Source organism: Aquiflexum sp., assembly GCF_041749095.1.
Lineage (GTDB): Bacteria > Bacteroidota > Bacteroidia > Cytophagales > Cyclobacteriaceae > Aquiflexum.
In genome coordinates this window covers 1-12,814 of the sequence record NZ_JBGTCA010000030.1, presented here as the reverse complement: position 1 = coordinate 12,814, position 12,814 = coordinate 1, and the positions used below count along the sequence as shown (strand labels likewise).

Here is a 12,814-nt window from a genome sequence, read left to right as displayed (position 1 = left end):
GTTTCTGTATCTTCCAACATTGAATCCGGCCTCATAAGTAAATTCATCCAATAATTTGCCTCTTACTCCTGCTCCTGTTTTAAAGTTTTGGATGGTATTGAGCAACTGATCACTTGGTCCCAAAAACGGATTTTCCATCACAAAATCATAGTAAGTATTCCTGATTACATCACCTTCAAAATCAGCATAAATCCCAAATTCATCCTGTATCATGTACTGTCCGTTGAGCACAGGGAAAACATGAAAGTCTGAATTTTTATTGAGAGTGATGTCATTTTCAAAAACCAAATTGACGCCTGCTTTCACAAGTAGGTTTTCTTTTTGATACCTCACATAGGGATTGATCTTAAAATAATTTCTTTTGATATCAGAATACAATTCATCTCTTGGACTAGTTAGAGACAATTCTATGTTTATGGCCGTTTTCAGGTAATCTTCAAACCAAAAATCAGTGTTGCCTATGAATGCAATTTCATTTTCGGAGGCAGTGTAATTATCTCCAAATCCCCTGATGCTCAGCCTACCATTATAATTGATGCCATCCATTTTTTCTATGTTTTGGATACCCGCTGTTAGTTTAAATGTGTTGAGGATGTTTTGGCTGGGCACAAAGTCTTCAAAAACAGGATTCATGGGGTCGTATCCATAAAAGTTAAATTTATGCCTATCATATTTTAAACCTCCATACAACTGAAAAACATCTTTGAAAATAGTACCGTCGGCTGCCACATTTGTAAAGGTCTCTGCAGAGTTTCTACCATCTACAGGACCGGTATAAAAACCCTGATGCCTGACCTTCGCAGAAAAATCATAATCCCCATCTTCCCAACTGGTATACCGTGCTTCCAATAGTGGTGAACTATAATTACCTAATCCTACCCTGACAAATCCCGGAAAAAGTTCCTCGTTCTTTTTGGGAAAATTTTTCTGTGCAACTTCTGTTTTTAAATCCAATGGAGGTAAAGAAAGAAAAAATGGTCTCACCGTATAATCAAAATTCGTGGTGCTTTTTGGAGTAGGTAAGGCCGGTACCCTTTCAAATTTTCTCGGCTGCGTGGGCAAAGTCAAAACCCTGTCCTTTCTAATGACAAACTCCTGATCTTTAACCTCACCTGTCTGTTGACCTAAAGCTTTTTCAGTAAAAATTCCTGACAGAATGATACCAAAAAGAACAAAAACGAATCGAAAATGAATATCTATTTTCATGAATTTCTTTACTCTTTATTTGATAGTAGCCAACTTTTCCCTTGCCATTTTTTTAATTTCCGAATTCGTGGAGCCTTCCAAGATGGATTCCAAAGTAGCCTTTGCTTGAAAATCCTCCCCTAACTTGATGTAATTGTCCGCCAACAATATGAAAGACCTTCCATACCAATAATCGTGGTTAGAAAAAGGTCCTACAAAATCAAAAATTGCATTGTTGGATTGGGTATAGTCAGGCTTTTTGGAATAGCTTTCTGCCAAAAGAAACAAACCCTCAGCACCATGTACAGTTTTATATTCATTGACCAAATCCATCAGAGTTTCATCTGCCGATTTGTTGTCACCTTTCATCCTGAATGCTTTTGCTTTGAGCAACATGGCTTCAGGTATTGCATCCTGTGTCACACTTCCTAAGGAAATAACCTTGTCTGCAAAGAAAATGACCGAATCATAAGATTGGGTATGATAATATGCAAGCATCAAGCCATTGTTTGATTCAAATTCTTCGATTTTATTCCGTGCATTTTTACTTGATTCTCTCAGAAATGGTATAGCATTGCTATAATTCTTATTTTCCAATTCAATAATGGCAATGCGTTGAACTGCCCTTAACCTTTGCGGTGAACTCTTTTCCCTTTCAATCCGATAAAAGTATTCCAATGCCAACACTTTATTGTCCAGCTTATAATAGGAATCTCCAATAAAATAATTTGCTTCAGCCGTATTGGCTGATTGGGGGTAATTCTTTAGATAACCTTCAAATGCTTTTATAGCTTGATCAAAAGATCCTCCAAAAAACAGGTTTTTCGCTGCTTCGTATTCAAGATTCTGCAAACTCTTGTTGTCCGGATTGGCATTTCGATAACGGCTTAAGTATTGTGAGAATTCACCGGTACGGCCCTGCAAGGTCAATGCTTCCTGTAACCCGACCAAAGCGGATTCGGCATTGGAAGAATTAGGATGGTTTTCCAGAATTCTTTTATACTCATTAATGGTCTGATCGTAATTCTGCATTGAAAAATTGGCAACAGCACTACCCTCGAGGGCAAAAGGCACAAATGGACTATTAGGCCTGCTGCTGATCAATCTGGCAAATCCATCCCTTGCCTCTGAATACCTCATTTCTTCCATATTGATCTGTGATTTCTGGAATAGTGCGTCTTCAAAATACAATGAATTGGGGTGGTTGTTAAGCAGTTTGTCTAATTGGGAAATGGCTTCATTATTTCTGCTCTGAAAATTAAAGACAACGCCTGACCTGAAATAAGCATAATCAATGTAGGTGCTATTTTCTTGGATAGCCTTTTGAAATATATTCTGGGCATCTGAAAATCTCTTCTGAACATAATATATATCCCCCAACCGGACCATGGCCTCATCGTAATTTGAAGGATCATTATTTCTCCCCACCCTTTCGACATAATATTTAAACTGCGATTCCGCTTTTGAATATTGCTGGGTATTGAATAATGAATACCCAAGACCATAGTATGATTTTTGAAGATAAGGATCTGCAGGTCTTGGTTTCAATGCCTGCAACGCTTCATAAGATCGGATTGCTTGGGGCAGATTATCCTGAGAAGAAAAGTTCTCACCTTTCCAAAAATGAGTCTGAACAACTATATCGCGGTCTTCAGGGACTTTTAAAGATTTGTCAAAATGAGTAGTAGCCAACTCATGTTTTTTGTCCCGGTAATACACCAAGCCTTGGTAGAAAGTGATTTTTTGATAAGCAGCATTGATCCTTGTGGATCTTTTGGGCATTTTCTCGATATGGTCTATAGCCCTTAAATAATTGCTGGTATTGATCAAAGCATCCGTCAGCATTTCTTCCGCTTCTTTGGCATAAGCACCATTCGGATAGTTGGTCAGGTATGTGTCAAGGGCATTTACCGCCTCCTGAAAGCTCCCGCGTTCAAGATTTACCTTGGCATAGTTTACCAAGGCTTCTTCTTTGATTTTTGGGTCAATATCACTTTTGTAAGCAGCATTAAAGCTATTGGAGGCAAACTGAGGATTGTTTAGCTTCAGATAAGAATGTCCGAGGTAATAGCTGGAAACTTGTCCGATCTGATCCTCAATCACGGCTGTAACCTTAAAGTAATCCGTTGCCCTCTGGTAATTCTGGATTTCAAATTGGGCTACCCCTGCTTTATAAATCTGAGATCTATCCAAATCTCTTTTTCTTGAATTTACAAAAGCATCATAATTAACTGCTGCCTGCTGAAAACCCCTCTTTTCGAAATATGCTTCAGCAAGGTATAGGTGGATTTCTTCTTTTCTATCCAATGTCTTTCTGGATTGAATAACCGATTCACCATAAGTGATCAATTCATCAAAATAGCCTTGTTTATAATAAATCCCTGAAAGCATATAAGGAACCCTTTGACTATAAAACGGGGTTTTGTCAGCTTCTTTGAAATCAGCAATGGCTTGGTCAAACTGTCCATTTTCCATGGATATGTATCCTGCATAATAATAGGCATCCGGACTATACTCCTCTCTCAAAGGTTTCACCTGATTGAAATACCCTAAAGCATTTTTATAGTCTTTAAGTTGAAAAAAAGAATATCCTGTCTTGAAAAGTACTTCTGATTTTTGCTTTGGAGATATCTTTCCAGTATTTACTTTTTGAAATGCGGGAATTGCTTCTCTGTAATTTCTTTTGTCAAAAAAGTGATTTCCCAAAATAAAAGCCGCTTCATTTACTTTGAGGCTGTTGGGATAATTCCTGATAAAATAATAGATGAGGTCAGAGGCTCCCGGATTATCGATTTTAAGGGCTGATACAGCATGATGGAAATCAACCAAAACAGTTTGGTTTTCCTCCATGGGCACTTCTTTCAGGTTTTCAAATTCAAATCTCGTGGCACTGAACATCTGCTTTTGAAAAAGCTCAAAGTTTTCATCCAAAACTATCTGGTTTCCAGATTGATATAAACCTGATTGTGAATATCCTGTCAGGATGGTGCTGAGACTCAAAAGCAATACAAAGCTTCTCTTCATGGGTAATTGCTGCAAAATTTAATGCATGATTTTAAATACAAGTTCTCTCAGGATTTCCCTGTCTTCCTCACCGGAGTCAACCCCCTTAGAACGTAAATCAGCCTCTTTTATGTATGAAATGTTGTCAATAACCTTGCCTAAGCGGTAATTATTTGCTGCTATTTTGTATTCTTTAAGAAAATATGGAGGAACTCCTACCAATCTGGCCAGTTCCGGTTCAGCTTTTTGCTTATTATAGTGAACAATAGCTATTTTACTAAAGAGGCTATATATCAGCGCAATAATCGGAATCAAAGGATGACTTTTGGGATTCAGGGAGAAATAGTGAATAATTTTATTGGCCTTGACCACATCTTTTACTCCTATGGCCTTGGTCAGTTCAAAAGTATTGTACTCTTTATTAATCCCAATGTACTTTTGAATATGGTCTTTGGTAATGGCTGTTTTTTCACTGAAATTCAGCAAAAGTTTTCCGACTTCATTACCAATAACTTCAAGGTTGTTACCAATACTTTCAGCCAGGAAAACGGCTGTTTGGTTGTTGATGGAATGTCCTTTTGATGCTATGAAAGATTCTATCCAAGAAGGAAGCAAATGATCTTTGATTTTCTCGGACTTGACAAATACCACATTCTTTTCCAGCTCTTTGCTCAGTGCTTTTCTGCCATCAAGAGTTTTGTACTTATGCGCAAAAACAAGGATGGTACTGGGAAGGGGATTTTTAACATAGTTGATCAATTGCAGATCATGTTCTTCTTTTCCTAAATTCTGGATATTTTGGGCCTCCTTGACAATCACAACCTGACGGTCTGCCATCATTGGAAATCTTCTGGCATTGTTTAATACATCAGTAATGGAGACATCTTTACCGTACATGATAATCTGGTTAAAACCTTTCTCATGTTCCTTCAAAGCATTATTTTCTACAAAATCTGATATCTCATCAATAAAAAATGACTCCTCACCCTGTAAAAAATAAATCGGAGCATATTTCCCTGACTTAAGGTCTTTGAGTACGTCTTCTGCTTTTGTAGCCATAGTTGAGGTTTTCGCTTCAAATATAGAAAGAATTCAGTTCTTCAAAAGATGCACAGGTAATATGGGTAAAGTAATTTTAAACTTTATTACCTCTAATTTTGTAATTACAATGAACAAATGAATCACTGAAGTGGAAAATTTTGATAAAGGTGTAACCTTCTTCAAAGAAGGAAAATTTAAGCAGGCATTGGAACAGATTAATACTTGTATCAATCAGGATGATGCAAACCTGGAATTTTATTTTTTCAGGGCGAGGGTTAATTCCAGATTGGGAGAATATAATTCTTCATTAGAGGATTTTGATTTCCTGATTTCACGTGAACCTTATAATCCAACATATATTAGTGACCGTGCGGTAATTCTTCATTTGTTGGAAAGAAATGATGAGGCAATGACGGAATTTGACAGGGCCATCAATCTCGAACCTGCCAATCCTTATAGATATTCAAGCAGGGCATATTTTAAAGACCGGATAGGGGACCTGATGGGTTCTATTGAAGATTACGAAAAAGCTATAGAATTGGACCCTGAAGATGCAGTATCCTTCAACAACAAAGGTTTGGTTGAAGAAAAGCTGGGATATATCCAAAAATCAAAATCCAGCTTTGATAAAGCAGATGACCTGATAGGCTATGAAAAGCATCCCAATCAGGATGAAAATCATAAACCTCAAATTTCTAAGAAAGACTTCAATTTCAATAACCAATATCAAGAAACTGATCCGGAATCTCATCTGAATTTATCCGGATATCTTGGGGTGATTTCTAAGTTGGTTTCAGATAAAAGTACAAGGAAAGAATTTTGGGAATTTCTTAGGTCAAAATTCGGCTCGAACAAAAAAACCTAGGATTTTTTGATCACCATCATAGGTTTATTAATAAAGTATGACATCTTTTTTGATATATTATTTGAAAAAATCTGGTCAAACCAAGTTTTCTTTTTGCTGAGAGTCACAAGCATGTCGCCTTTTGAAATGATAAGGTAATTTTCCAGTCCCAAACCAGGTTCATCCCTGTAGGACTTCAAAATAAAATTGACTTTATCATACTTTATAAAAGGTTTCATTTCCTGGATCATGGTAACGTGAAGTGATTTATCAATGGATTTTATTTTGGTACTTACATGCACCACATCAATCTCACTATCCCAAAATTTCGCCATTTTCACCACTTTTTGAATAGCTATCTTATCTTCTTCTAGATAATCGGTGGCATACACAAACTTTCTGGGAACTTTGAAAAATACCTTTCTGGGCACCACCAATATATCTATTTCTGATTTTTCAACCAATCGACTGGCTCTTGTACCGATAAAATTCTGCTTAAAGTCATTAACTCCTTCTGTTCCAACCACAAGTAAATCTGCCTTCAGACCATCTGCATATTCAAGGATAGTGGTGACTGTCTTCCCCTCTTTGTACTCGCCCTGACAGGATTTGAGTCCCTTTGGAATACTCTCCTGGGAAACTATTTCTACCAGGCTTTCCAATTTCTTTTCTATAAATGAATATTGGTCCCCTGAATGAAATTCATTTGCTGAAAGTTTTTGATAGTCTTCTTTGTCGGGAACGTGGAAAAGATACAGATCAGCTCTGTACATTTCACCCAATTTTGCAGAATATTCTACAGCATTTAAAGAACATTCCGAGAAATCGGTGGGGCAAACAATTTTAAAAGTAGTGCTCATAGGGTTACTTGTTAATATCCGAGATTTGGGTCTATAGAATTGAGTAATGGTTGACGGTTTTTCATGCGGTGGTAATTTTCAATGATCTGAGGTGCAGCGGCATCAGGATTGGTCACACTTGCAATATGGGGAGTGACCATAATTCCATCTGTCTGCCAGAATGGATGGTCTTTGGGCAAAGGTTCTTGCCGGAAGACATCTAAAAGGGCTCCTGATAAATATCCTTTTTCAAGTGCAAGCATAAGGTCCTCTTCTACCAAATGTTTACCTCTTGCTACATTGATCAGGTAGCTGCCTTTTTTACATGATTTGAAAAATTCAATATTGAGAAAATTCTCCGTATCCTTTGTCAATGGCAGCATGCAGACTATTACATTGACCTGATCCAGAAATTCCTGTAATTGATCCCCATAATAATAGGGATAGTTTAAATCATTCTTTGCACTGTTTCCATATCCGGAAACAGGAATATCCATAAATCTCAATTTTTCTATCACATCACCTCCCAATGCCCCCACTCCCAACAAACCGACATGAATATCAATCTCTGGATTCGTCATATCCCAAATCCGCTGCTTTTGATTTTCCTGATATCTGACTATCTGTCTGTGATAATTTAAAATACCCATAAGGGTATAATTGGTCATCGAAAAAGTAAGTTTCTCATCTACAATTCTCACAATTGGAATATGCTCAGGAATCTCCCGATCAGACAAAATATGATCGACTCCTGCCCCCATGGAACAAATTAACTTCAGGTTGGGAAATTGCTTTAGGATTCCTTTGGGATGCTGCCACAACAAAACTGCATCTATAGATTCTTTATCTTCAATATCAGGAAAAACCTGAATATCAACAGTAGAATCAAGACGCTGGAAAATATCCGTCCAATTTGAAACATCCCTTCCAGGTGAAATTATTGCAATCCCCATAGTACGATTTCTATTTAAAATTTTCCCGAAAATGATTTTCAAATCGCGGATTGAAAAAACATAGTTTTTAAGAGGTCAATATCCATTTTTATATTTTACTTTGGCCTCATTATTGAATATTTAATACAATATTGATTTAACATTAAAATATTATCTTTGCTGCAATCCCTGCATATTCAACTAAATTAACATACATAAAAATGAAAAGCAAATCCATATTATTGCAATTGATAATTATCAATCTTTTTTTCTTCGAAACAATGGCCCAACAGATCCAAATGCCCCAAGCAAGTCCTGCTGCATCCATCAGTCAAAAAATTGGACTTACCGATGTCAGTATAGAATATAGCAGGCCAAGTATGCGCGGAAGAAAAATATTCGGTGAATTAGTACAATTTGGTGAAGTCTGGAGAACAGGTGCCAATGCAGCCACTGTTATCTCTTTCAAAACTGATGTAATTATTGAAGGAAATAATGTCCCTGCCGGTGAATATGCCCTGTATTCCATACCAGGTAAAAATGAATGGACTATGATATTATCCAAAAACACCAAATTATGGGGAGCAGTTGGATACAATCAAGAAGATGATTTCTTAAGGTTCAAAGTAAAGCCTGGAAAAACAGGTCAAAAATATGAGACCATGGAAATCAACTTCGTGGATATTTCCGATACCGGGACCACTGTTGCCATCAAATGGGAAAATACAAGGGTAAAGTTTAGAATCGAGACCGAAGTGGACAGCATTGTGATGAAACAGATCCAAGAATTGGTGATTGACCAAGAACCGAACAATCCTGGATTATTCTATCAAGCAGCCAATTATTACTTTACCAATAATAAAGACTTGGACCAAGCTTATGAATGGATAACCAAATCCGTAGCCGATGATGCAAAGTATTGGACCATGCACCTAAAAGCCAAAATTGAACTTGGTCTTGGAAAGAAAAAAGAAGCGATAGATAGTGCAAAAAAATCAATGGAGATGGCACGGGAAGCGAAAAATTTTGATTATGTGGGCTTAAATGAAAGGCTGATAAAGTCAATTAAATAAGTTGACATGGTACCTCAATTGATAAATATCAATCTGGTCTACAGACTATATCAATTTCAGGATAATCACATTCAGGATTTCCAAGAAGGAAAAATAGGTGTTCAATTCTCTTCCCCCACAATTCGATTAAAACACCTAAAAACAAAGAACAAAAAAAGTGGCTTCACAATTGCCACTTTTTTTGTTCATTTTAATTATCCGGCTTCTACCTATCACGATTCTGAAAACCGGAATCAAATCGTAAATAGGTAGGGATTGATTGGGAATGTTTTTATACAAATATTGCTTAATATCTTTTTCAATCGATTTCAAAGAAAATGAATTAAATCTTCAAAAGTATTTCTTCAATAAAAGGCATTATTTTTTAATAATATTCTAATTTTGAAGCTTGATTGTAAAAACTTTATAACAGTAATGCCCAAGAACAAGAAATTCATTATTGACTTTGACAGTACATTCACCCAAGTAGAAGCCTTGGATGTATTGGGTGAAATCAGTTTGAACAAAGATCCGAAAAGATCAGAAAAACTGCAGGCCATCAAGGATATTACAGACATGGGGATGGAAGGAACGCTCAATTTCAGGGAAAGCCTGGAAAGAAGGCTGAATATCCTGGAAGCTACCAAACCTCAGATCGGTGAATTGGTTGAAGCACTCAAAAACAAGGTTTCCAAATCATTTCAGCGCAATAAAGAGTTTTTTGAAGAAAACGCCGACAACATCATCATTATCTCCAACGGATTCAAGGATTTTATCACACCAATAGTAGGTGAGTATGGCATCAAAGCAGAAAATGTTTTTGCCAATGAATTTGTGTACGATGAATCCGGAAAAATTGTAGATTTCAACAGAGAAAACATCCTCTCTAAAAACGGGGGAAAACCGGAAACCATCAAAAACCTGAATCTGGAAGGAGAAATCTATGTGATCGGTGATGGCTATACAGATTATGAGATCAAAGAATCCGGAATGGCCAATAAGTTCTACGCTTTCACTGAAAATGTAAGCCGACCAAAAGTAACCTCCAAAGCCGACCATATTGCACCCAGCCTGGATGAAATTCTATATGTCAACAAAATGAACAAAAAATTCTCCTACCCAAAAAGCCGCATCAATGTATTGCTTCTTGAAAATGTCCACCACATTGGGATCGACCTGATGAACCAAGAAGGTTACAATGTAGAAGTCATCTCTTCTGCCCTATCAGAAGATGAATTGGCAGAAAAAATCAAAAATGTTTCAGTATTAGGAATACGGTCCAAAACCATAGTGACCAAAAAAGTATTAAAAAACGCCAACAGGCTGATCTCTATCGGGGCATTCTGCATCGGAACCAATCAGATTGACCTGGAAACCTGTACTGAAAAAGGTATCGCTGTATTCAACGCACCCTTCAGCAATACCCGTTCAGTGGTAGAGATGGCCATAGCAGAAATTATATTTTTGATGAGAGGATTCCATGACAAAAGCCATGCGATGCATCAGGGCAAGTGGGACAAGTCCGCAAGTGGAAGCTTTGAAATCAGAGGTAAAAAACTGGGCATCGTAGGCTATGGAAATATTGGTGCCCAACTATCTGTATTGGCAGAAAATATGGGCCTTGATGTGTATTACTATGATGTCATTGAAAAATTGGCATTGGGAAATGCCACCAAGATGGATTCCCTCGAAGACTTGCTTTCAATTAGTGACGTAATTACTCTTCATGTAGATGGAAGAAAAGAGAATAAAAACATCATTGATAAAGCTAAAATTACCAAGATGAAACCTGGTTCTTATTTGTTGAATCTGAGCAGAGGCCATGTGGTAGATATCAGGGCATTGAAAGATGCCTTGGAAACAGGGCATATAGCAGGTGCTGCGATTGATGTTTTCCCTGAAGAACCAAAAAACAATGCAGAGCCTTTTGTGTCTGAAATGATCGGAATGAAAAATACCATCCTGACCCCCCATATTGGCGGATCTACCTTGGAGGCCCAACAGAATATAGCAAGGTTTGTCCCGGGCAAGATCATGGAGTATATCAATACAGGCAACACCTACAATTCCGTAAACTTCCCTAATATCCAATTGCCGTTCCTAAAAGATGCCCACAGGCTGATCCACGTCCATCAAAATGAACCCGGAGTCCTTGCGAAAATCAATAAAATATTGGCTGATTTTGAAATCAACATTGTAGGCCAATACCTCAAAACCAATGAAAAAATAGGCTATGTGATTTCTGATATTGACAAAGCCTATTCACCACAGTTGATTGATGAGATGAAGGCAATTCCTGGGACTATTAGGTTTAGGGTGTTGTATTGATACTTATAAATATTGATTGATATTGGTGGATATTAATTGATATTGTTGGATATTATATCCTCTATTGAAATAAGGTAGAAATATTATTGAAATATGGTTGAAATATATTTCCAGATTTAAGGCGGTGATTATATCACAGCCTTTTTTTATTGGGGTTTTATTCAGAAAAAATTTTGTATTTTTCTTCGGTTTAACATCCCTCTATGAAGAAAGCCTTTCTCATTCTAACCGTAATATATCTTCTGGCATTTATCAATTTTCTGTATGGATTGGTTCTGAGGATTTATGTCCATTTTGCTAACAAAAACCTAGGACATCATGATGATTTTATTGGTGATATTACCAATACCTGGCATTTGGTTCTATCGGTCGTTTTTTTCCTTTTCACATTTGGAGCCTATAAAGCGTATAAATCTCCTGCTTCAAATCCAATTCTAAAATGGTTTGCGTTTCTTCCTGTTGCCTTGATTGTATTATATATTTTGTGGGCTATTATCATCCTCATTTCCGCGGGAGGGAAATGGAATTAGCTTTATTTGTTTCAAGACTCAGTTCTGCTTAGACTGGTTCAAGACTTAGTCTTGGACCCTCTCATTGCAGTCTTCAGACTGCCAACTGATTGAGCTTTGAAATATAAAGCGGAGATGAAATATGAATTTTAAAAAATTGGGTATAGCATCTGAAAGTGGTATATTTAAGTGACTATAACACAAATATTCTATGACCAATTATAAAGAATACATTACCATTAATCCTGACCAAAGATCGGGGCAACCATGTATCAGGGGAATGAGGATTACTGTTTATGATATATTAAGTTATCTGGCTGCGGGTGATTCCATTGAGGATATTTTGGAAAATTTCCCAAATTTGACAAAAGAAGACATTTTGGCTAGTTTGGCTTATGCAGCAGATTTAGAAAAAAGAACATTGATGCGCTCTTGAAAATGTCAGGAATATTAATTGACGATAACCTTTCAATTCAGCTAAAGAATGTTTTAAAACCTACTTTCCCAGGTTCAATTCATGTTTCAGAGCTTGACTTATCTGATGCCTCAGATAATGAAATTTGGGAGTTAGCTAAAAATCAGTTTGATGCAATAATTTCAAAAGACAAAGATTTTTACTTTAAGATTTCGATTCATGGACCACCTCCAAAACTGATTTGGATTACCACTGGAAATATCCGGAACCGTGAGTTAATAGCATTGGTCAATTCTCAAATCAATTTAATAACTCAATTTTTGAAAAGTAATCAATCGGTTCTTAAAATTTTTTAGAAAGAGTTTAGATTACAGTCTCTAGAAATTTGATAATGATAGAAAATTCAGTGCAACCCTCCTTTTGTAAGACTAAAGCCTGCCTAATACGGGTGGGTTTGGATGGTTCAAGACTTAGTCTTGGACTCCCTCTTTTCATTCTTCAGACTGCCAAAAGAAACCATAATAAGTTTAGATTAAAATCACATGATGCCCCAACATTTGGGAAAAATTTACCTCCCAATCCTTTCATCCAGCCTTAAAGAGTAAACCTTATAAGTCACAAGATGAAACTTTTCAGAAAGCGGATTCACAACATAATCGAGGGAAG

The 12,814-nt window shown here is 36.9% G+C and carries 11 protein-coding genes; 6 read left to right on the top strand and 5 right to left on the bottom strand.

Annotated features, from left to right (window positions below; all coding sequences use genetic code 11):
• The 3 genes from ACEW8O_RS02305 to holA all read right to left on the bottom strand — a co-directional run.
• The coding region (locus tag ACEW8O_RS02305; protein WP_373493007.1) for a TonB-dependent receptor at window positions 1-1,206 on the bottom strand (1,206 nt) is incomplete at its 3' end.
• A 15-nt stretch (window positions 1,207-1,221) separates the two neighbouring features.
• Window positions 1,222-4,209: a tetratricopeptide repeat protein gene (locus ACEW8O_RS02300; protein WP_373493006.1), complete on the bottom strand. Its 2,988-nt coding sequence runs from the start codon at window positions 4,207-4,209 to the stop codon at window positions 1,222-1,224.
• 18 nt (window positions 4,210-4,227) lie between these two features.
• Window positions 4,228-5,247 carry a DNA polymerase III subunit delta gene (holA, locus tag ACEW8O_RS02295; RefSeq protein WP_373493005.1) on the bottom strand — a complete coding sequence of 340 codons (1,020 nt, stop codon included), beginning with the start codon at window positions 5,245-5,247 and terminating at the stop codon, window positions 4,228-4,230.
• 130 nt (window positions 5,248-5,377) lie between these two features.
• Between holA and ACEW8O_RS02290 the strand changes: the two genes are divergently transcribed.
• Complete coding sequence (locus tag ACEW8O_RS02290) at window positions 5,378-6,094, top strand: tetratricopeptide repeat protein (RefSeq protein ID WP_373493004.1); 717 nt, start codon at window positions 5,378-5,380, stop codon at window positions 6,092-6,094.
• On the opposite strand, the gene ACEW8O_RS02285 is transcribed toward ACEW8O_RS02290, so the two are convergent.
• Both ACEW8O_RS02285 and ACEW8O_RS02280 read right to left on the bottom strand, forming a co-directional pair.
• On the bottom strand, window positions 6,091-6,933 hold the full coding sequence (locus ACEW8O_RS02285) for a universal stress protein (protein ID WP_373493003.1): 843 nt from the start codon (window positions 6,931-6,933) through the stop codon (window positions 6,091-6,093). The two genes, ACEW8O_RS02290 and ACEW8O_RS02285, sit on opposite strands and share 4 nt — an antisense overlap.
• Window positions 6,934-6,944: 11 nt before the next feature.
• On the bottom strand, window positions 6,945-7,865 hold the full coding sequence (locus ACEW8O_RS02280) for a 2-hydroxyacid dehydrogenase (RefSeq protein ID WP_373493002.1): 921 nt from the start codon (window positions 7,863-7,865) through the stop codon (window positions 6,945-6,947).
• Between the two features lie 200 nt (window positions 7,866-8,065).
• On the opposite strand from ACEW8O_RS02280, the gene ACEW8O_RS02275 reads away from it, so the two are divergent.
• From ACEW8O_RS02275 to ACEW8O_RS02255, 5 genes are all read left to right on the top strand, one after another.
• Entirely contained in the window at window positions 8,066-8,917 is an 852-nt protein-coding gene (locus ACEW8O_RS02275) for a DUF2911 domain-containing protein (RefSeq protein WP_373493001.1), read from the top strand.
• A 414-nt stretch (window positions 8,918-9,331) separates the two neighbouring features.
• Window positions 9,332-11,224, top strand: a complete 1,893-nt coding sequence (gene serA / locus ACEW8O_RS02270) for a phosphoglycerate dehydrogenase (RefSeq protein ID WP_373493000.1) — start codon at window positions 9,332-9,334, stop codon at window positions 11,222-11,224.
• Between the two features lie 203 nt (window positions 11,225-11,427).
• Complete coding sequence (locus tag ACEW8O_RS02265; protein WP_373492999.1) at window positions 11,428-11,754, top strand: hypothetical protein; 327 nt, start codon at window positions 11,428-11,430, stop codon at window positions 11,752-11,754.
• A 190-nt stretch (window positions 11,755-11,944) separates the two neighbouring features.
• Window positions 11,945-12,169 (top strand): DUF433 domain-containing protein, encoded by a 225-nt coding sequence (locus tag ACEW8O_RS02260; RefSeq protein ID WP_373492998.1) that lies wholly within the window; start codon window positions 11,945-11,947, stop codon window positions 12,167-12,169.
• Between the two features lie 2 nt (window positions 12,170-12,171).
• Window positions 12,172-12,504, top strand: a complete 333-nt coding sequence (locus ACEW8O_RS02255; protein ID WP_373492997.1) for a DUF5615 family PIN-like protein — start codon at window positions 12,172-12,174, stop codon at window positions 12,502-12,504.
• Window positions 12,505-12,814 lie beyond the last annotated feature (310 nt).

Excerpts from the sequence above, each read along its gene's own strand:
- ACEW8O_RS02300 (WP_373493006.1), bottom strand. The coding sequence starts at position 4,209 with ATGAAGAGAAGCTTTGTATTGCTTTTGAGTCTCAGCACCATCCTGACA.
- holA (WP_373493005.1), bottom strand. The coding sequence starts at position 5,247 with ATGGCTACAAAAGCAGAAGACGTACTCAAAGACCTTAAGTCAGGGAAA.
- ACEW8O_RS02285 (WP_373493003.1), bottom strand. The coding sequence starts at position 6,933 with ATGAGCACTACTTTTAAAATTGTTTGCCCCACCGATTTCTCGGAATGT.
- ACEW8O_RS02280 (WP_373493002.1), bottom strand. The coding sequence starts at position 7,865 with ATGGGGATTGCAATAATTTCACCTGGAAGGGATGTTTCAAATTGGACG.
- ACEW8O_RS02275 (WP_373493001.1), top strand. The coding sequence starts at position 8,066 with ATGAAAAGCAAATCCATATTATTGCAATTGATAATTATCAATCTTTTT.
- serA (WP_373493000.1), top strand. The coding sequence starts at position 9,332 with ATGCCCAAGAACAAGAAATTCATTATTGACTTTGACAGTACATTCACC.
- ACEW8O_RS02265 (WP_373492999.1), top strand. The coding sequence starts at position 11,428 with ATGAAGAAAGCCTTTCTCATTCTAACCGTAATATATCTTCTGGCATTT.
- ACEW8O_RS02260 (WP_373492998.1), top strand. The coding sequence starts at position 11,945 with ATGACCAATTATAAAGAATACATTACCATTAATCCTGACCAAAGATCG.
- ACEW8O_RS02255 (WP_373492997.1), top strand. The coding sequence starts at position 12,172 with ATGTCAGGAATATTAATTGACGATAACCTTTCAATTCAGCTAAAGAAT.